Consider the following 17,873-nt stretch of genomic DNA (forward strand, 5'->3'; position numbering starts at 1 on the left):
AGTTGGTTTATATCCTAAAAAGATGGATGAAATTCATGACTAACGTCATGCTGTATCGCATATGCAAAAAGAGAATAGCTGAATATATTCAGCTATTCTCTGTGCAGCCATTACCCTAATTTGACTAGGCTGTAGCTCTTCTTCCCTTTGCGAACGATCATGAATCTTCCATCAAAGGAGTTGTCCACCGTTACATCCATATTAACATCCGTTACTTTCTCCCCATTCAAGGTAATCGCACCATTTGTGATGTCCTCGCGTGCTTGACGCTTGGATGGTTCAATACCCAGATCAACGAGCCAGTCAATAATGTTCTTGGTCTCAGAAGATGCATGGAATGTCGGCATATCCTTGAATCCTTGCTCGATCTCATCTGCCGTCAGGGCTTTGATATCGCCGCTGAACAAGGCTGCGGAGATCTTCTTCGCTTGTTCCAATGCTTCCTCGCTGTGCACAAATTTCGTCATTTCTTCAGCAAGCACACGCTGCGCTTCACGCTTGTGAGGTTCCGTTTGCACCTTCACTTCAAGCTCATCGATTTGCTCTTTCGACAAGAAGGTGAAGAATTTCAAGTATTTGATAACATCACGGTCATCTTGGTTTGCCCAGAATTGGAAGAACTCAAATGGCGTTGTTTTGTTCGGATCGAGCCAGATCGCGCCGCCTGCTGTCTTACCGAACTTCGTTCCGTCTGCTTTCAACATCAATGGGATCGTCAATCCAAATGCCTTCGCTTCAGGTCCTTCTTTCTTGCGGATCAAGTCAAGACCGCTTGTAATGTTCCCCCATTGGTCTGCACCGCCGATTTGGAGCTGCACATCCTCGTTTTTAAACAAGTGATGGAAGTCCATCGACTGAAGAATTTGGTACGAGAACTCCGTGAAGGAGATACCCGAGTCAAGGCGACTAGCGACAATATCCTTTGCCAGCATCGTATTGACGCTGAAGTTCTTCCCAAAGTCACGAAGGAAGTCAAGAATAGTCAGGTCATGCGTCCAATCGTAGTTGTTTACCATGCGCAGGCCAGTATCGCCTTCGTTCAAGAACAATTTTTTCATTTGTGCAGTAAGAGCATCAACGTTCTTTTGCACTTGTTCCATTGTTTGAAGCGAACGCTCTGATGTGCGTCCACTTGGATCGCCGATCGTTCCTGTTGCTCCACCGATCAGAATAACTGGGCGGTGTCCTGCAAGCTGGAATCGTTTCAACATCATAAACGGAATAAGATGTCCTATATGCATGCTGTCACCCGTAGGGTCAACACCACAGTACAGCGAAATCGACTTCTCGGTTGTCAGCTTGCGCAAACCTTCTGCATCTGTCTGCTGGTTAATGGCTCCGCGCCATTCTAATTCATCGATAATGTTCATCATGATATTTCAGCTCCTTGGTGTGTATTTTGTATGGTTAAAAAAGTCTAAGTAAACTTGTTCTAAAAAACAAAAAAATCGTCTCCTTGTCTATTCTAGACATAGGGACGATTGATTAACCGTGTTACCACCCACATTGCATCAATAGTGCTGCAGCCACTATTGATACCACTCTCAGCAATGATATCGATTGCCAGTCCGCTTAGCGTTACCTAAGAACCTCCAGAGTGTAATTCGCAATGTTGTGTGTACCAGGTCGCATCAACCCCTGGCTTTCTGAACACAGTGACAATATCGCTACTTCGCTCTTTCATCGTGTTATCCAATATTAGATTAATGACAATCATAGTGCGAATAAAAGCGTTTGTCAACTACCAGTTTTATCTAATTTCACTTTTTTTCATTCTTGTGCTTGAAGCCGGGGATCTCGGAAGACCCCCGATGGTTACTTATGTTTGCCTTTATGAAAGTGCAATATACAAGGCTTTTTCCGCCTTTTTATATTCAAAAGAATGCTCGGCAGCCATACGCAATAATTGCAGAGGAACCATTACTCTTCCCTCGTATTGTATAATCGGGGTGTGAAGCAGAACTTCCTCTCCAGCTTTTGTCATGCGCTTGCTCCCCTGCTTCACAGGAACCCCTAGCTGCCCCTCATGCCCCTCAATAAATACTTTTCCATCTATCACCTTGTATGACACCTTCAAGATCTGCAGCATCTCAGTTAGCGGCAGCATGAGCTGACCATCATAAAGAACTGCTGAGCTTTTCAATGCTATTTTTTCTTTATCCACATATAACCCAATTGCAATTGGAGCAGGCTTTATAACCTTCACTTTCTCCGACTTCTTCGAATTGGCTTTTGCTCCAACATTATTGTTACTTGACGAGGAAGAAGCGCTAGAAGAATTAGTCGAGGATTTACCATTATGATAATGATATTCCCCATATTCTAGTCCCCATTTTTCGCAATTCGTCCTACAAGTATGACCCCCATTCGCATCTGTACGTCCAGGATGCGCTTGACTCGCCGGCATACCGCTTATAAATAACGCAAAACTCAAACTTACACCAGTCAAAGTACTCAACCACTTCTTAATCACTAATTTCACTCCAATTCCATATGTTGTTATCTATATATATTGGAGGATTGTCCCAGAAATAGCTACTAAAAGTTTCACATTTTCGCATCCGAAACAAAGTGTTCAAATTTGACTTGGCATTCTATATTGATGCCTGTAAGCAACAGCTCAAAGTCCGGGACACCAAGCGTGCAAGCAGCACATGAAAACATGGTCTTATCCAAAACAATCACGCTAGAGCAGCTTGGCAATCCTGATACGGAAGCTGCCCTTCTCCACCGCACCTTCCCTTCAGGCAAATACCAGGCTGAAGGAATCTATGTTGCACCTAATGAGACGATCACTCTCACGCTGAGCAGTACTGATGCTGCTAAGCTTCCTCGTGCAGCTATTATCAATCAACCAGCTCCAGCTTCCGCTGCTCACAGCTGAGATCTGGTATAACCGAGACAGCAACAACTCTATTCCACCCATGTTAGAGCAGCTGCACCGCATTCTTTTACCCCAATCTAAGCTTATAACCGTTCCAAGCCAACAAAAAGGCCGCTGTATGAATCGGAATTCATCCGATACATACAGCGGCCTTAAGCATCAAATTAGAAATCGATTAAACCAATACTTATCTGTATGGCATCATCAACCTTGCGCATCGTCTCTTCATCCAGGTGCGTAATCTTGTCAGTCAGACGCTGCTTATCAATCGTACGAATCTGCTCAAGCAAAATGACAGAGTCACGATCAAAGCCGTGCGTAGCGGCTTCAATCTCCACATGGGTTGGTAGCTTCGCCTTCTGAATCTGGGCGGTAATAGCCGCCACAATTACGGTTGGGCTAAAGCGATTCCCAATATCATTTTGGATAACGAGGACGGGACGCACCCCTCCTTGCTCCGAGCCTACCACGGGTGACAAATCGGCAAAAAATACGTCGCCGCGCTTTACGATCAATGTTTACACCCCACTAACCATTCGGCCTAGAGTGCCGTCAGCATCTTCTTCTGCATAGAACGCCTCAGATGCCATCGTCAAATTAATTTTTGCCATCTCCATGTATCCTCTTTGCATGGATTCACGAATGTGGCGCTTTTTCCGCTCGCTAAGATATAGTTTCATCGCTTGGCGGATGAATTCACTGCGATTGGAATTCTCGCTCGCGACGATGCCGTCCACTTCCTTCAGCAGTTGGTCGGGCAAGCTGATCATAATCCTTTTGGTGTTATGAATATTGGCCACCTGTCCTCGCACCCCCAAAACCTTTACTCCTTAATACCATTATGTCGATTGCATAGTAAATTTATACAAAACAATATATATGCCCTATGCAGATGATGTATGTTGATCTCTTCTCCATATCATCTTCCATGCATCTGCATCTACTACGGACACTACTGTATTCGTGATAGGGATTTCGAATTCCTCTATTATCAGCAAAAGATTTTGACTCCAAAAAAAGGCAATCATGACCATCGTCTCTTTGGAGCAGCTTTTACTTTACGTTAGAAGTGGATTATGAATGGCTCGGAGGTGTCCTGATTCCACATACACGCGTGGTACACGATGCGCCAACATGCAAGCAACCTCATAATGAATCGTTCCCATATAATCAGCAAGTTCTGCCAACTCTATACGTTGATCACCTTGCTCGCCAACAAGGATCACTTCTTCGCCCGTGCCAATCTCCTGCGCCAATTCACCAAGCGGAGCTAGCGAGACCATGCATTGATCCATGCAGATCGTCCCTACAACCGGTAGTCGCGTGCCACGTATAAGCACCTCAACCTTACCGCCTAGCAAGCGGGAATAGCCATCCGCATAGCCTACTGGAAGAGTAGCAATCCATTCATCTTGACTCGTTCTATACTTAGCTCCATAGCTAACCGCCTCGTGAGCGCTCATCTGCTTCACATGAACAACTTGGGTCTTCCAAGTCAATACTGGCGCAAGCTTAATCCGTTCATGATCCACTGCAGAAGAGGGATAGAGTCCATATAAGCTGACGCCTACACGCACCATGCCGTGATTAACATTCGGCAGGTCAATCGCTGCTGCGCTATTGCTTGCATGAACGATCTCTGGAAGCAAGTGATGGTCCATCAAGGCCTGAATCGCCTTCTCAAAGCGATCATGCTGAACTTTCGTATAAGACTTGTCATCTTCATCCGCACATGCGAAGTGGGTAAATACCCCCTCCACGTGAACGCCCTGAATCGCACGCAGCCGAGCGACATAAGCGGTGAGCTCTTCTGCAGAACGCAATCCGAGTCGTCCCATACCGGAATCCATCTTAACATGGACCTTCAACTGCCGTCCACCGTTCTCCGCACACAAATGATTTCCAGCCTCTTCTAGCTTCTCAAGCACCTCAGAAGTAAACACATTCAAGGTAATGTTATGGAAATACGCCGACGGAATGCCTTCCGGCGGCGTATAGCCTAGTACTAAAATAGGGATGGAGATGCCTGCTTGCCGCAGTTGAATCGCTTCGTCAAGAAAAGCTACATTTAGATAATCCACACCCTCCTCTTCGGCAATTCTTGCCACCTCAATCGCCCCGTGGCCGTATGCATTCGCTTTTAAGCATACACTTAGTTTTGTAGCCTCCGACAAGGTTGATCTAAATGCTTGTATATTGTGACGAAGCGCAGATACGTTCAGCTCTGCACACGTCGGACGATAGTAAGTCCCGTTGTCCTTCATCATCTCCGCACTCCTCATTTCCGTTCATTGCATTAACATTCCTATGGTAAACCCCATCACTAGGACTGTCAACGAACAAGGGAGATATTGGAGCGCGGAGACGCTGTTATTTTGTACCTGAATCCATTATTTGCCTGGCTGATCCACCATAGATTGTGCAATCTTCACCATCTCTTCTGTAGGGAGATCCGCGCTTGCAATCTGGTATTTGATTCCTTCATCCATCCAAGTCAGCGTCTTCTGGGTCTCGCCAGTGAGGACGCCTGCTGTAAATCCGAGATCAATATACTCGCCTGGCACTACGCCTACTTCCATATCCTTCTGATGGCTTTCCATAATCGTGTAATTGTATGTTCCTGTATAACGCAGCATCACGGCATGATTGTCGCTATTGACTTCCTGCTCATCCTTCAAGCTGACGCCCTCTGGATCGTAAGACGGCTTAATAATGCCGAATGGCCCTGCTGAGCTTCCAAGATCGTCAGTAACGGCTTCTTGAGTCGCTTCCTCATCTTGACCAGGAGCAAGCTCATCTCCCACAGTCGGCTCTGTTGTGGATTCATCTGTTGGCTCCGTGCTGGTGGCAGCATCCGGCTCTCCCTGAGTATCCTTCGACCCTTTGTCATTGTCCTTCTTATCGTTGTCTTCACTATCCTGCTCTTCCTTCGAAGGCGTCTTTGACTTCTCATCCTTCACAGCCTCATCCGCATCCTCTTGAAGCGGTGTCGGATCAATATTAGCGCTCGCTGTCATATTCGCCTGCATGTCGAAGGCATCCTTGTCAAACTTCTTATTGAACTCAAATTGAGTAAATTTCATTTCGACGACAACACGCGCTTCAGAATCTGTCACCTGAACTTGCTGCGGCTTATAATCCCCCTTGTCCAGCCAGATCTTCTGCTTCACAAGCGCATCCGTCTGGTAGTTCGCTGCAACCTCAAATACATAGCTGTCGCCTTCGGTCAGGAACTGACGGCTATTGTCCTGCAGAATACTGTGGATAAGTGTTTGGTATAAGTACACTTGACCTTGGTTGTCCGGCCAATCACTTTGGAAGCGGAAGCTCTTCTTCAGGCTTGGCGTGAGGACGAATACCCCTTCATCATTGCGGAGCACAATTTGCTTAATGTCTTTCTTGGTGTTCGTCAGCTGAATGCGATAGTAGCTTGGGTCCTGGTATCGAACCTCTACCTGATACTCCAGCGGCTGCTGTCCGGAGTACAGGGTCATCGTGCCTATGCCTTCATAACTTTGCAGCTTGCTCATCTTGTGGTCCAAATCCTTGACCACTGCTGATGCATCCTTCTGGCCGCAAGCGGCTAATAGAAGCATCACACTCATCATCATGGCTAGTACCCATGTGATCCGTCGCATGAGATCATCCCCTCTGACATTTGAATTCATCGCCTGATTATCGGCTTCATCACTGATAACATGTCTATGAGGGTACTTGGCCAAATATGCAGACTAGCCTGACAAGCGTGACAAGCAACTTTTTTACAGGGCCGCACCTGCAATTCATGGCTTAACAAGCGTGGTTGCATAAGCGAATAACGATAACCGCCTAATTAGCAATGAATGAAGGATTCATGACAAGTAAAAAGCGGGATAGGGTCTTGGCATATCGTGCTTGATTCCATCAATGTTCAATGATCTTCATCATATAGATTGCGGCTTCACCGACAGACTGTGTGGCATCCATAATGGAAAATCCGAGGTATCCTTCGCCTTGAAACAGCTTTGAGGTAATGGAGCGATGAGGAGAATGCGCTTGAATAGTGCCGTTAAGAAGATTCATGGCACGAATCTGGTAGACCGAATAACGAAAATACAGCTGATCCCCGCATAAAAAGAGCGAATCCAAGGTAAGGCGGCTGTCATCGGCTTCATAGCGCTGCTTGATCACAAGCGTCTTGCGGTCCACCGCATAGATCCTGCCAGGCTCCGACCATACAAACCAGTTATCATCCGCTGTAAAATCAATAACCCCTGCGCCTTCATGGAGCACCCTTGTGGTCTTGGTTCGGTCATAAGGGTAATGTACAACCTGATAGATCGTATCCTCGCCACTGTCGCCCGTACGCTGATGCACAGACTCCAGTACAAGGATGCCGTCTGATACAGGCCGCTGCATGATCATATGACGGCCTTCTTCATCTGCAGCTATCTCCTTTAGAGAGACTTCTGCAATCCACTTTATTTCCCTTAGAAGCGGCTCATATACAATAACAGAGCTAACGGTCTCGTGCCGATGGATATTTCTTTTGATCCATGTTATCCGCTCACCATCCGTACTTAAGGAAGGCGGCTCGTAACCTCCTGATACAGAACCGCTCTCAACAAGCAGAACTTTATTGGCTGCGAGTTGAAGCGACTTAATCTCCCAGTGGATTTCCCCATCAGGCAAAGGCTCGCGTTCCACCCAGTACAGCTCATCCTTTACGCCAACAAGTGTGGAGATGCTGCGATGCTCAGGGGCTGTGTAGATCGTTTTTACGATATTTTCATGATGCTTGATCATCCCAATATAGCTGGACGCTGTCGTTCCTTCTATTAATTCATAAGCAAACACGGTCATGTCTTCATTAAGATAACTTGGTTCAACGGTGGAAGATAAAAAGCGATTGTCCTTGATCACACGCTTGATGGGGTTAGAGAGGGAGAGCTTTTGGGAGATCGCATCAGACTCTACTTGAGGAGGCGGCTCGATGACAACGCGCTCAGGACTAAGCGTTCTGGGGTCTCTCATATCCGAAATAAAGTTGTACCCAGCAAGGACAACCATAATAAGCATGCAAATAGCTGCAATTCGATAGGCATTCTTCAAAGCTTGTACCTCCAATACATATCACGACTCATTTGCAAACTGGTCTATATAAAGCGCTTCTGCTCATATGGTCCAGCTATTATAAATGACGTTTGTCCAACCCAAGAAGTCGCACTCTGCAAAAAAATATACTTACGTAACAAATCCCCTTTATGTCAACCTATTATTTCATATAAAATGAATACAGAGGAAAATATTAGACAATATTCTCCCCGCTTTCATATAATAGTGAATAGTGTTACATCTTACATAGCTCTATTCAGATCTCGTTCCACTCATAACGCCGTTCATGATGCTTGCATTTAGTTTAAGCGGTACCTGTCCTATTGTTTTCCCAATACGTTCTAGGAGGTAACTTCTTTGCATGGCACTCAAAATGCTTGATTTGCAAGAGAACCATTATAAATCGTTAAGCTCGGAACAACAAAAAGAGATTTACATAGAATTCTATAAAATGTTCTATGCTCCGATTCTATATATCGTCAAGGACCATTCTCTTACCGAGGATATTATTCAGGAATCATTTTTGAAGGCTATAGATCGCATACCTAAAGTAGACAATGAGAATAAGCTAAAAGCATGGCTGAAGGTTGTGACCAAGAATACTGCAATAAATTTTTTGAGAAAAAATAAAAAAAATCGAAACCAAGTTGATCTTGATAGTGTTTTTATAAATGACAACGCTGATTTCGCAACGCCGCATGGCACCATTGAACAGGAAATCGAGCTTAAGGCAATGGTGGAGACCATCGAGCAGTGCCTTCAGCAGCTGAAGCCTGAATACCGAGTGATGATCGAGCTTCGCTGGAAGAGAGACATGAGCTACTATGAGATTGCTGACGAGCTAAGCATATCGGAGCAAAAGGTCAAGTACACGCTGCACCGGGCACGAGAAGCTATCAAAAAAAGATTGGTAAAGGAATGGGGTGATCATCGTGAAAAAAGATGAATTCGATCAGTGGTTTGAACAAGCTTTTGATGAAGCAGCGAAGCACCACTCCGTAACCCCTGATCCTACAGCCTCGTGGAATCGTTTGGAACAGCAGCTCGCGAAGCGAAAGAACCGATTTCACCGGCTGCGAATCTTCTCCTTGGTCGCTGCATCATTTCTGTTAGGAGCCGTGATCTTTGGATCACCTACGGTCACTCAGGCGGTTACTCCTTTTTTTGCTTCGATTAAGAATCTGGATCAGGACATGATCAGCTTTATATTCGGATCGAAGGAACGAGGAGCTGTTGAAGCCAAGACCTCGGCCCCAATTGAAGAGATCGTGGAAGAAATCGTAGAAGAGAACCCTACCAATATTGGTGCGGATGTCCCGGGTGATACGCCTAAAGAGGAAGTACTCCATGCTTGGGAGGACATGAAAGGCCGACTGGCCTTCAATCCAATACGTGTCGAGTATGTTCCTGAGGACTATAAGCTGTCGGAGATTCGAATATACGCTCCCGATCAGCACTCGCTTGCGAATGAGGCTATGGCGGTGTATTTCAACTCTGATAAGCAGCGGCTGATCATAAAGTTCACGAAGCTTACTGGCAACGAAGTACTCACCTCTCCCCATTACAAGGAGGGAGGAACCTTTGAAGAGATCCAAGTACACAATTTGAACGCCTATCTGTTTATTAACAAGAACAAGAAGGCGAGCCTTGAATATATGGATGCGGGCGTTCATATCTCCATTAACGGCGAACTGGAGAAAGATGAGATCATTAAGCTGGCTGAGCATATCAAATAAGGAAGGGGGAATTCCCCCTTCCTTTATTGTTGCCTTACACCCAACAGGCGTTATTTAACTAAAATCGAGGTCGAAATAATTTCCCCTTGCTCATAAACATTCCCCGTACTGATCCAATGTGTTGATTTCACCCGGAAGTAATAACCTCTGGCCACGACCTTCGTCACCTGATCCTTGAAATACCAATCATTGCTCTTGCTCTTTGTCGTACTCGTTCCAATGTTGGCCCATGTGCCGCCTGTCCACATTTGCAAGGTCACGGTTGCACCGATGGAGGACACTTGAGAATAAGAAGTGGTACTCATCTCAATCGTGACCGTTTGGTCCCCGTTATCGTATATTTTGGTCTCTCCCTGCTCAAGATATTGATTGCTCGGATCAAAAAATCCTAGCGGCATGATCAATGGTGATGGAGGCGGCGGCGGAGTCAAGCTCATCATCCGGTCCGCATAAGCATAAGACTTTCCTGGTTGAATCATAACGACTAGCAGCAAAGCAGCAAGCAATACGAGATTTGCACGTTTCCATCTGTTCATGTGCATATAGCCTCACCTTCAATATGTATTTAATTCCTACAATACCAAAGAACAACTTTTTGAATGATTTAGTTGCAGCTATTTCCTCTATTTTTAATATTTTAATAGAAAACTTGCGCATGCCTGTACAACATGGTTAATCGATATAGAAGGCCGGCTGTCTATAAGCCGACCTTTGGTTTTGTTGACATTGAATGTGCAAAAATACCCGTCTACTTTTCAATACTATTTCGATGATCCTACCCAAGCCGCAATATCCTTAATGACCTCCAGAGGAACATTGCCCGGCAAGAAGTATTCCTCGCCTGTTGAAGGCTTCTCTGACGCAATAAAGAGATGATTGAGCTTGTCATACAGCTTATATTCAATATTGGAGCGATGGGCAAGCGCAGCCTTCCACTCATCCAGATTTTCTTTGCCAACCTGCACATCATTGCTGCCTTGGATAATGAAGAGCGGCGTCTTCTGGTCCTTCGCCACTTCACCGCCGTAATAATTGCGGAAATCCATCCACCAAGCTGCCATAGGCAGCGGATAATCGGCGGGCAGATTGTCGATGCTGACATCTTTATTTTTGATTAAGGCAAGCATCTGCTTCATCTGCTCTACTTGGGCCTCCAATTGTGCAATTGAGGCTTCAGGCAGTCCTGCCTGCTTGCCTCTGGCGAGCGCTGCCTCATACTGCTTCAGCATCAGATCCTCAAGCGGTCCTGCCGGAGCTGCTGCAACGATGGCTCCGCGAATGAGTCCATCCTGATCCTGCTCAATGATTCGAGGAACAAGCATGCCGCCTTGGCTGTGTCCAAGCACATACAGCCCCTTGTGATCGAGCCGCTTATCCCCCTTGGCCCATGCCAACGCCACAATCGCATCCTTCGTGGTCTCATCATTGACGGTGAAGTTAGGCTGAAGGGAGGATGTGATCGGATACTCTCTTGTGCGCTTCTCATAACGAATCGTAGCGACGCCTTCCTGAGCTAATCCCACGGCCAAATCGCGGAATGGCTTGCCGGCGCCGATTGATTCATCGCGATCATTTTGACCGGATCCATGGACGAGCACCACGACAGGATACGGCCCCTCTCCTTTGGCCGGCAGCGTAAGCGTACCTGGCAGGGCATTAGCTCCCTCGCCAATCAAGATATCCTCTTCCTTGTACTGCTCCGCCTTGTCATAGGATGGTGCCTGATAGCCGGTTGATGGGAACATCGGGAAATATATATCTCGAATCAAACCATCCTTTACCCGAAGCTCTGCAGGAATCATTCCCTGCTTGGTCGTCTTGATCATCGCATTCACATGAATGCTTGAGCCGACATCTTTCACTTCAACTGAAGCGAGCCTTGCAGGTGTACCATACAGGGCCTGAATCTGCTGCACCATCTGCTGCAGCGCTGCTTGAGGCAATGCTTCTTGAAGCTGCGCGTTGAAGGTGCTGCTCAACGGCTGAAGATCAGCGGCTGAAGAAGGACTGCTTGTCATGGCTTTGCGCAGTGCATAAGTGAATTGACCCGCTAGCGCCTTATTATCCGACGCATCTGCAGCGATACGCCCATCCTTCCATTCGCCTGACACTTCCAAGGCTGCCTTTAGATCATGCCATGTTACGGCTAGCAGGGACTGTCCTTCATGATTGATGGTCGATAATGGATGCTTAAGCTCGTATACTGCATCATTAAGCATAGACTTCCGTTCATTCTTGGTGAGCTTCCAGACTCGCTCGCCATAGGTAACCTTCACTGACTGCGTCAGCGAATCCCATTCTACATAAGCTCCAATGGATTCAACAGCCTGACGAAGAGGAATATAACCTTGCTCCGCTTGTACGGCTGCAGCCGTAACGCTTGATTTAGAAAGCTTCAGCTTCTCATCAGATGGCTGCGCCTCTACAGTCGGTGACAGCGCTCCCACGAATAAGCTCATCGCCAAGACAAAGCTCCAATGCTGCGGTCTCATCATTTACGTCTCTCCTTAATATGATATTGAAATCATCCGATCAGTTCGATCTCTCAGTCTCTCCTAATGAAGCTCTTGCAGCAACGGTATTTTAATACCACAAACCGCCCTTTTAACCATTACACCTCCTACCCCCAATATGAAACCTCCCATAATGAAGACGGGCTGCTCCTTCTGTATGAGCTTTTAATGTAGAGATAAACGTTGGCAAGTAGAAATAAAGTCGTCGGTTCTCCTCCAATGATGAATAATGTAACGGACTTTGTTCAAAATAATCGAGATTCTCGTATTCTTACAAATGAAAGAGAGGACGACATCAATGAAAAGAGGATTGCTGTGCCTCCTAGCGGCAGTGTATCTAATACTGGGCATTGCTCCCTTAGGAACGCATGCTGCAGGAAACGAACAGACAAAAGCGAGTATATCCAACCAAGCGAAGATTAAGCTCATGGGTGACTTGCGCAAATTATGGATTGACCATACGATCTGGACAAGAAGCTATATTGTTAGCGCTATTGCAGGTCTTGAAGACCAAAGTGATGTGCTAGAACGCTTGCTTCGCAACCAACAGGACATTGGAAATGCGATTAAACCCTACTATGGCGAGCAAGCAGGCAACAAGCTGGCTGAATTGTTGACTGAGCACATCGTTATTGCCGGAAAAGTCGTGGATGCAGCGATTAAGGGTGATCAAGCAGCGTTCACACAGCAGAATAAGGAATGGTATCGCAATGCTGATGATATCGCTCAATTCTTAAGCTCTGCAAATCCAAATTGGACGAAGAAAGAAATCCAAGATCTCATGTATGTACATTTGCAGCTGCTAACCGATCAGGTTGTGGCACGGCTTAAAAAAGATTGGAAGGCAGATATCGCAGCCTTTGACAAAGGCGAAGAACATATTATTAAGCTTGCTGATACCTTGACAGAAGGCATAATGAAGCAGTTCCCTGACAAGTTCTAAGCGACATTGTCATCTGGTGATACTGAAGTGTCAGCGGGCAGGAGATTGTTGAATTGGTACGTCGTAAAAGGGAGAGGCATGCTTATTTTCAGTTAGCAGTGCCTCTCTTTATTGTATCATGTTAGTGAAGCAAGGGAAAATAAGCTAATGCGTGATTGCATGAACTCGCCTGCTCTTAAGCCTCTCCAAGCGGTTACACATCGACTCGCGGGTTGTTACTTCCCTTCATACACCACACTTTGCTCGAACAAAGCTTCAATGACATGCTTCACCACATCGACTCGCGCTTGAAGCATCTCTGTATCCGGCTTTTTAACCAATTCCTTATACGTGAGCTGAGCCCCATGCTCTTTGATCTTCAATCGAATATCAGCAACAGGATGCATAATGAGATCATCCGCAAGCGGCTCATGCTTCAGCACAGCACGCATGATGCTCGGATGGCTTGAGCCTGCCTTAAACAGCTTACCAAGTACATTGTTTGGCATCGTGGTTTCCCGATAATCGTGATCAAAGAAATGCAGCACCAGCTTTTTTTTCGGGATTAAATAAAACTTCAGCTTGCGTCTTGGGCGAAATTCATAGGTAATCACGATGCATTCCTGGCTGCCAGAGTTCTGATTGCTGGAATTCACCACCTGCACGTTCAATTCCCCTTGACCGCGCTCAAGATCTAGCAAGGCAGCCTGCGGCGTATATTTGAATCCTTTGAAGGAGGCGGCTCTAAAGCTCCCACCTGTCTCACGAGCGAATTGTCGGAGCAAGCGTGTGCTCTTCGATTCCCACCGCTTAGCCGCTGTGGTTGTAGACATCGATTACTCCTCCTTTCTCTTATCCCTAGACTTCGGTGATGGAAGTCGCCCTGCATCACGCAGTGCTTCCCGGAGCAAAAACTCAATATGACCATTCACGCTTCGGAATTCATCCGCTGCCCAGCGCTCCAAAGCCTCATACAACGTCGGGTCAAGGCGCAGAGGGAAGCTCTTCTTTTTACCTGCCATCGTGAATGGAGACTCCCATTAGTACAGAGTGCTCGTGTTAATGACCGGCTGGGCAGAGCGGTCTGACACGACAGCAACAAGGAGGTTGTTAATCATTGCAGCCTTGCGTTCTTCATCCAACTCAACGGCGCCTTCTGCTTCCAAGCGCTGAATCGCAAGCTGTACCATTGATACGGCGCCTTCCACAATCTTCTCGCGTGCAGAAATGATCGCGGCAGCCTGCTGACGCTGCAGCATTGCACTTGCAATCTCTGTAGAATACGCAAGGTGAGTCAAGCGGGATTCGATCACCTGCACACCTGCTACGCCAAGGCGATTCTGAAGCTCATCGCTAAGCTCCATCGCAATCTCCTCTGCATTGCTGCGAAGGGAGAAGCCTGCTCCTTCAACACTGTCATACGGATACTTGCTTGCCACATGGCGAAGCGCAGTCTCGCTTTGAATTTCGACGAAAGTCTCATACTCATCTACTTCGAACAAGGCCTTGGCGGAATCCACAACAGAGAATACAACGACCGCCGCGATCTCAATCGGATTGCCGTCAACATCATTAACCTTCAGCTTCGCACTGTTGAAGTTGCGGACACGAAGCGATACTTTCTTGTGAATGGATAAAGGAATCGTCATATAGAAGCCGCTCTCGCGAATGACGCCTAAATATTTACCGAAGAATGTGATCACATTCGCTTGATTCGGCTGTACAACCGTTAATCCCGTTAATAATAGAACCGCAATGGAAATAATAAGAATACCGCTGACAACAGGAAGCGGCTCTTGCATCGTAATCGCAAAGACACCGCCTGCAGCCAGTACAATAATCAACAAGAGACCAATAAAGCCATTAACGCGAGAGCACTCTTTCTCTTTGAACATAACTCCCACTCCTTTATATTGTTTTGATATTTATATGATATCACTTTTTACTTATATTGTAAACCCTATGTTGCAAAAATCGTTCATGCATCCGTTCTGAGACTCATACATGCAGCATGTAGCCATTTTTTCTTTATTCAAGCACAAAAAAAGAAGAGGTTTCCCCTCTTCTCTACTCATAAACTCCTATTCCAGCTCTCGCTTCCAAACGCAATATAACAATGAATCATTGAACTTCAATTTAGGCATTTACGGTGTTAACGGTGTTAACTCTAGCAAATTATGGTATGATGATAGCACAACTGAATCGGCTTTCAAGGGCGGTAGCTATGATCTCCGAAAGGAGGTGATAGCATGACAGTATACGAGGCGTTAACGCTAATGCTTTCCTTCGGGACATTCGTCGTCTTGATTCTGTCCTTCCATAAAAGGAAATGAGCCGCCCTTGACCTAGGATAACGGCTCATTCTTGAGTTGCTTCCGTATAGCCACCGCCTTTGAAGCGGCAGTTGTGGGGATTCGTGTTACCAGCACGAGTCCCCTTTTCTATTCTTATCATAGCACAGCCTGCCCTATACCTCAATCTTCCAATCCTTTGTTATTCGCAAATCGCTGCCTTTCGCAAGGAAAAGCCGATCCATGCTTGCACGCGCCTATAATGCTTGCAATTGATTCATTCATTCGAATGAATTATACTCAGCATAATGGAGGGATCACGATGAATACAAACACAGGCAACAAGGATACGCAGCATCATAAGGGGCATGACGACTCGGCTCAATCCCGCTTATTGGATGCAGGCCTTCGCATATTCGGCTTGCATGGCTATGAAGGAGTGCGCACACGCACGCTGGCCGACGAGGCAGGCGTGAATCAATCGGCAATCCCTTATTATTTTGGGGGCAAGAAGGGCTTATACCTTGCGGTTGCAAAGCAGCTTGCGAACACCGTCCAAGAGGACTTCCTGAAGCAGGCGCTGCAAGATACAGAAGGAATCGACGATTGGTCGAAGGATGAAGCGGCAGAAGCATTGAAGAGCATCATGATGCAGTTCTCCAAGTCCATGATCGGCAATCAGAAGGCAAATGCAAGAAGCATCTTCATCGCGAGAGAACAGCTGCAGCCTACTGAAGCCTATGACATCTTGTATGAACAATTCTTTCAACCTTTGCATCGCATGATCGCGGCATTGGCGGGGATCTTAATGGACCTAGCGCCGCATGATCCCAAGACGATCATGATCGCACATGCGATCATCGGCCAATCTGTCGCGTTCTCCGTAGCTAAGGAAACCTATCTCAGACGCCAAGGCATACAGGAGCTGGACGGGGCGCATATCGATGCCATCGCAAGAGAGCTTGGCGAGATGTCCATCCGAACCTGCACACTCCCCGCCTCCTAATACGAGCACCCCAATGGGCATGCAGCGAACGACAGCGAGTCTTCGATACATGCCCTCTATTTTGCTACCAGGATGCTCTCATTAAGCGTGTGGAATTATTATTCAACTCAATTCCGCCCTGTTCCCCGACGACAACCGTCCCGCCAAGATTGATGACCTTCTTGCCAATCGCACAATTCGGCTCAAAGGCAAATACCATGCCTGCCTTAAGCTCCGTATCCAACCCTATAGAAGGAATCGGGTGCACATTCCCATAGTCTTTGGCCTCCGGCAGGCGTGCGATCTCATCTCCAACGCCAATCAGCCCGAATGGATTGATGGAATGAATCAGCGGATGCACATGCCAGCCGCCAACCTCCTGCATCGGCTTATTCATGGCTTTGACGACATCTCCGAAGAGAGCCCCATGGGCAAGCTCTTTTACACCGTTCTCATAGGACTGTCTTGCTGCAGCCGCTGCAAGCTCAAAGTCGGGATGCACCTCTCCGACCGCAATGGAGGGCTGATGCTGCGTCTCCAGCATCCCAAAGGATGAGAAGACTTCTGCTAGAATGATATCTCCTTCTTGAATGATTCGCGGCTCCTCAGGCCGATAGGTCCATGCTGGCAATCCCCAGCCTACAAATTCCGGCCCTGACCCCATCAATATCGATGCCGTAAATCCGGCATGCATCGCGCAGGCGTTCATCGCAGCAGCATAGATCTCATTTTCCCTTACTCCCGGCTTCGTCGCTTCCAGCATCGCCTGACACATCTGTTCCCCAATTCGTGCTGACCTTCTTAATACGTCAAGCTCCTCTTGGCTCTTCACGGCGGACAATGCAAAAAACCGCCGTCCCACAGGCTTGAAAACCGCATGCGGCAGCCCCTTCTGAATCGAATTCCATGTATTGTAGGGGATAGCTCCATCAAAGTAATAAGGGGGATAAGGCTCTAAGCCAATGACGCCGAAGGAGCTCTCCGCAAGTCCTCTTTGTTCAAGAATACTCACAATATGCCCGCCCATCTTGCCGACATACATATTCTCAGGTCTGATCCATCCCTGCGTATTCGTATACCGAGCTTGAATATGATCCTCTACAGCAGTAGCCAAAAAGACAACGGAAATCGGTTCTTCACCCTTAGGGAAGATCACGATAGACCCAGGGCGCTCATTCGTAAAGTAAGTGTCCGGATTGAACACAGCAGGGAACGCCCCTTCTCGGTCACCATATACAATCAATGCATCCACCTGTTCTTCTTCCATCAATTGATCGGCCAAGTTCCATCTGCGATCCCGTTCGGCAAGCGAGTAAGCAGGCAAGCCCGTCATCATAAGATTCATATCCATCTTCCTCCTTTATTCCTAATTTGATCAAAAGCCATCATCGAGGGATGTCCATACCACTACCTGCTCGTGTTCATGGGGACAGCCTCCTTTCACCTCT

Annotated in this window: 19 protein-coding genes and 1 other annotated feature; of the genes, 6 read left to right on the forward strand and 13 right to left on the reverse strand. The window is 46.9% G+C overall.

Translation table 11 applies throughout. The features are described from left to right. Nucleotides 1-110: 110 nt before the first annotated feature. Complete coding sequence (gene tyrS / locus B9Y93_RS10220) at nucleotides 111-1,370, reverse strand: tyrosine--tRNA ligase (RefSeq protein WP_085494558.1); 1,260 nt, start codon at nucleotides 1,368-1,370, stop codon at nucleotides 111-113. A gap of 100 nt (nucleotides 1,371-1,470) precedes the next feature. Next, nucleotides 1,471-1,693 (reverse strand) — a binding site (T-box leader). Between the two features lie 138 nt (nucleotides 1,694-1,831). Then, complete coding sequence (locus B9Y93_RS10225) at nucleotides 1,832-2,407, reverse strand: YHYH domain-containing protein (RefSeq protein WP_097676039.1); 576 nt, start codon at nucleotides 2,405-2,407, stop codon at nucleotides 1,832-1,834. 255 nt (nucleotides 2,408-2,662) lie between these two features. Between B9Y93_RS10225 and B9Y93_RS10230 the strand changes: the two genes are divergently transcribed. After that, a complete protein-coding gene (locus B9Y93_RS10230; protein WP_139829155.1) occupies nucleotides 2,663-2,884 on the forward strand; it encodes a hypothetical protein in 222 nt (73 codons plus the stop codon). A 164-nt stretch (nucleotides 2,885-3,048) separates the two neighbouring features. Here B9Y93_RS10230 and B9Y93_RS10235 read toward each other — a convergent pair whose 3' ends face one another. The 5 genes from B9Y93_RS10235 to B9Y93_RS10255 all read right to left on the reverse strand — a co-directional run bounded on the left by B9Y93_RS10235 (nucleotide 3,049) and on the right by B9Y93_RS10255 (nucleotide 7,975). Then, on the reverse strand, nucleotides 3,049-3,399 hold the full coding sequence (locus B9Y93_RS10235) for a type II toxin-antitoxin system PemK/MazF family toxin (RefSeq protein ID WP_085494308.1): 351 nt from the start codon (nucleotides 3,397-3,399) through the stop codon (nucleotides 3,049-3,051). Between the two features lie 3 nt (nucleotides 3,400-3,402). Beyond that, nucleotides 3,403-3,684 carry a CopG family ribbon-helix-helix protein gene (locus B9Y93_RS10240; RefSeq protein WP_085494559.1) on the reverse strand — a complete coding sequence of 94 codons (282 nt, stop codon included), beginning with the start codon at nucleotides 3,682-3,684 and terminating at the stop codon, nucleotides 3,403-3,405. A gap of 258 nt (nucleotides 3,685-3,942) precedes the next feature. After that, nucleotides 3,943-5,151, reverse strand: coding sequence for an alanine racemase (gene alr / locus B9Y93_RS10245; RefSeq protein WP_244903360.1), 1,209 nt, complete (start codon nucleotides 5,149-5,151; stop codon nucleotides 3,943-3,945). Nucleotides 5,152-5,274: 123 nt separating this feature from the next. Further along, nucleotides 5,275-6,522 carry a DUF4367 domain-containing protein gene (locus B9Y93_RS10250; RefSeq protein WP_085494309.1) on the reverse strand — a complete coding sequence of 416 codons (1,248 nt, stop codon included), beginning with the start codon at nucleotides 6,520-6,522 and terminating at the stop codon, nucleotides 5,275-5,277. Nucleotides 6,523-6,787: 265 nt separating this feature from the next. After that, the gene (locus B9Y93_RS10255; protein WP_085494310.1) at nucleotides 6,788-7,975 is read right to left on the reverse strand and encodes a hypothetical protein; all 1,188 of its coding nucleotides are present in this window, start codon (nucleotides 7,973-7,975) and stop codon (nucleotides 6,788-6,790) included. A gap of 364 nt (nucleotides 7,976-8,339) precedes the next feature. On the opposite strand from B9Y93_RS10255, the gene B9Y93_RS10260 reads away from it, so the two are divergent. Together B9Y93_RS10260 and B9Y93_RS10265 are read left to right on the forward strand one after the other, a co-directional pair. Further along, on the forward strand, nucleotides 8,340-8,924 hold the full coding sequence (locus B9Y93_RS10260; RefSeq protein ID WP_085494311.1) for an RNA polymerase sigma factor: 585 nt from the start codon (nucleotides 8,340-8,342) through the stop codon (nucleotides 8,922-8,924). Then, nucleotides 8,911-9,714: a DUF4367 domain-containing protein gene (locus tag B9Y93_RS10265; protein ID WP_085494312.1), complete on the forward strand. Its 804-nt coding sequence runs from the start codon at nucleotides 8,911-8,913 to the stop codon at nucleotides 9,712-9,714. Before B9Y93_RS10260 ends, B9Y93_RS10265 begins: the two co-directional genes overlap by 14 nt. A gap of 50 nt (nucleotides 9,715-9,764) precedes the next feature. On the opposite strand, the gene B9Y93_RS10270 is transcribed toward B9Y93_RS10265, so the two are convergent. Both B9Y93_RS10270 and B9Y93_RS10275 read right to left on the reverse strand, forming a co-directional pair. Continuing rightward, complete coding sequence (locus tag B9Y93_RS10270) at nucleotides 9,765-10,250, reverse strand: hypothetical protein (protein ID WP_139829156.1); 486 nt, start codon at nucleotides 10,248-10,250, stop codon at nucleotides 9,765-9,767. Between the two features lie 225 nt (nucleotides 10,251-10,475). Continuing rightward, a complete protein-coding gene (locus tag B9Y93_RS10275) occupies nucleotides 10,476-12,209 on the reverse strand; it encodes an alpha/beta hydrolase family protein (protein ID WP_244903361.1) in 1,734 nt (577 codons plus the stop codon). Between the two features lie 316 nt (nucleotides 12,210-12,525). Between B9Y93_RS10275 and B9Y93_RS10280 the strand changes: the two genes are divergently transcribed. After that, nucleotides 12,526-13,170: a glycosyltransferase gene (locus B9Y93_RS10280; RefSeq protein WP_085494314.1), complete on the forward strand. Its 645-nt coding sequence runs from the start codon at nucleotides 12,526-12,528 to the stop codon at nucleotides 13,168-13,170. Between the two features lie 215 nt (nucleotides 13,171-13,385). Here B9Y93_RS10280 and B9Y93_RS10285 read toward each other — a convergent pair whose 3' ends face one another. The 3 genes from B9Y93_RS10285 to B9Y93_RS10295 are packed head-to-tail and all read right to left on the reverse strand — an operon-like array spanning nucleotide 13,386 to nucleotide 15,044. After that, on the reverse strand, nucleotides 13,386-13,982 hold the full coding sequence (locus B9Y93_RS10285) for a hypothetical protein (RefSeq protein WP_085494315.1): 597 nt from the start codon (nucleotides 13,980-13,982) through the stop codon (nucleotides 13,386-13,388). A 3-nt stretch (nucleotides 13,983-13,985) separates the two neighbouring features. Beyond that, nucleotides 13,986-14,171, reverse strand: a complete 186-nt coding sequence (locus B9Y93_RS10290) for a type II toxin-antitoxin system antitoxin (protein ID WP_085494316.1) — start codon at nucleotides 14,169-14,171, stop codon at nucleotides 13,986-13,988. An 18-nt stretch (nucleotides 14,172-14,189) separates the two neighbouring features. Beyond that, a complete protein-coding gene (locus tag B9Y93_RS10295) occupies nucleotides 14,190-15,044 on the reverse strand; it encodes an SPFH domain-containing protein (RefSeq protein WP_085494317.1) in 855 nt (284 codons plus the stop codon). A 354-nt stretch (nucleotides 15,045-15,398) separates the two neighbouring features. Here B9Y93_RS10295 and B9Y93_RS25185 point away from each other — a divergent pair, with 354 nt between their 5' ends. Beyond that, the gene (locus B9Y93_RS25185) at nucleotides 15,399-15,482 is read left to right on the forward strand and encodes a putative holin-like toxin (protein ID WP_169027617.1); all 84 of its coding nucleotides are present in this window, start codon (nucleotides 15,399-15,401) and stop codon (nucleotides 15,480-15,482) included. A gap of 280 nt (nucleotides 15,483-15,762) precedes the next feature. Further along, entirely contained in the window at nucleotides 15,763-16,446 is a 684-nt protein-coding gene (locus tag B9Y93_RS10300) for a CerR family C-terminal domain-containing protein (protein ID WP_176228891.1), read from the forward strand. A 64-nt stretch (nucleotides 16,447-16,510) separates the two neighbouring features. Here B9Y93_RS10300 and B9Y93_RS10305 read toward each other — a convergent pair whose 3' ends face one another. Continuing rightward, entirely contained in the window at nucleotides 16,511-17,770 is a 1,260-nt protein-coding gene (locus B9Y93_RS10305) for a M24 family metallopeptidase (RefSeq protein ID WP_244903362.1), read from the reverse strand. Nucleotides 17,771-17,873: the final 103 nt, after the last annotated feature.

Source organism: Paenibacillus aquistagni (genome assembly GCF_900177815.1).
Lineage (GTDB): Bacteria > Bacillota > Bacilli > Paenibacillales > Paenibacillaceae > Paenibacillus_B > Paenibacillus_B aquistagni.

Bases quoted from the DNA above. Each gene is read 5' to 3' on its own strand.
- tyrS (WP_085494558.1), bottom strand. From the start codon at position 1,370: ATGAACATTATCGATGAATTAGAATGGCGCGGAGCCATTAACCAGCAG.
- B9Y93_RS10225 (WP_097676039.1), bottom strand. From the start codon at position 2,407: ATGCCGGCGAGTCAAGCGCATCCTGGACGTACAGATGCGAATGGGGGT.
- B9Y93_RS10230 (WP_139829155.1), top strand. From the start codon at position 2,663: ATGGTCTTATCCAAAACAATCACGCTAGAGCAGCTTGGCAATCCTGAT.
- alr (WP_244903360.1), bottom strand. From the start codon at position 5,151: ATGATGAAGGACAACGGGACTTACTATCGTCCGACGTGTGCAGAGCTG.
- B9Y93_RS10250 (WP_085494309.1), bottom strand. From the start codon at position 6,522: ATGCGACGGATCACATGGGTACTAGCCATGATGATGAGTGTGATGCTT.
- B9Y93_RS10260 (WP_085494311.1), top strand. From the start codon at position 8,340: ATGGCACTCAAAATGCTTGATTTGCAAGAGAACCATTATAAATCGTTA.
- B9Y93_RS10270 (WP_139829156.1), bottom strand. From the start codon at position 10,250: ATGAACAGATGGAAACGTGCAAATCTCGTATTGCTTGCTGCTTTGCTG.
- B9Y93_RS10275 (WP_244903361.1), bottom strand. From the start codon at position 12,209: ATGATGAGACCGCAGCATTGGAGCTTTGTCTTGGCGATGAGCTTATTC.
- B9Y93_RS10280 (WP_085494314.1), top strand. From the start codon at position 12,526: ATGAAAAGAGGATTGCTGTGCCTCCTAGCGGCAGTGTATCTAATACTG.
- B9Y93_RS10285 (WP_085494315.1), bottom strand. From the start codon at position 13,982: ATGTCTACAACCACAGCGGCTAAGCGGTGGGAATCGAAGAGCACACGC.
- B9Y93_RS10290 (WP_085494316.1), bottom strand. From the start codon at position 14,171: ATGGCAGGTAAAAAGAAGAGCTTCCCTCTGCGCCTTGACCCGACGTTG.
- B9Y93_RS10295 (WP_085494317.1), bottom strand. From the start codon at position 15,044: ATGTTCAAAGAGAAAGAGTGCTCTCGCGTTAATGGCTTTATTGGTCTC.
- B9Y93_RS25185 (WP_169027617.1), top strand. From the start codon at position 15,399: ATGACAGTATACGAGGCGTTAACGCTAATGCTTTCCTTCGGGACATTC.
- B9Y93_RS10300 (WP_176228891.1), top strand. From the start codon at position 15,763: ATGAATACAAACACAGGCAACAAGGATACGCAGCATCATAAGGGGCAT.
- B9Y93_RS10305 (WP_244903362.1), bottom strand. From the start codon at position 17,770: ATGAATCTTATGATGACGGGCTTGCCTGCTTACTCGCTTGCCGAACGG.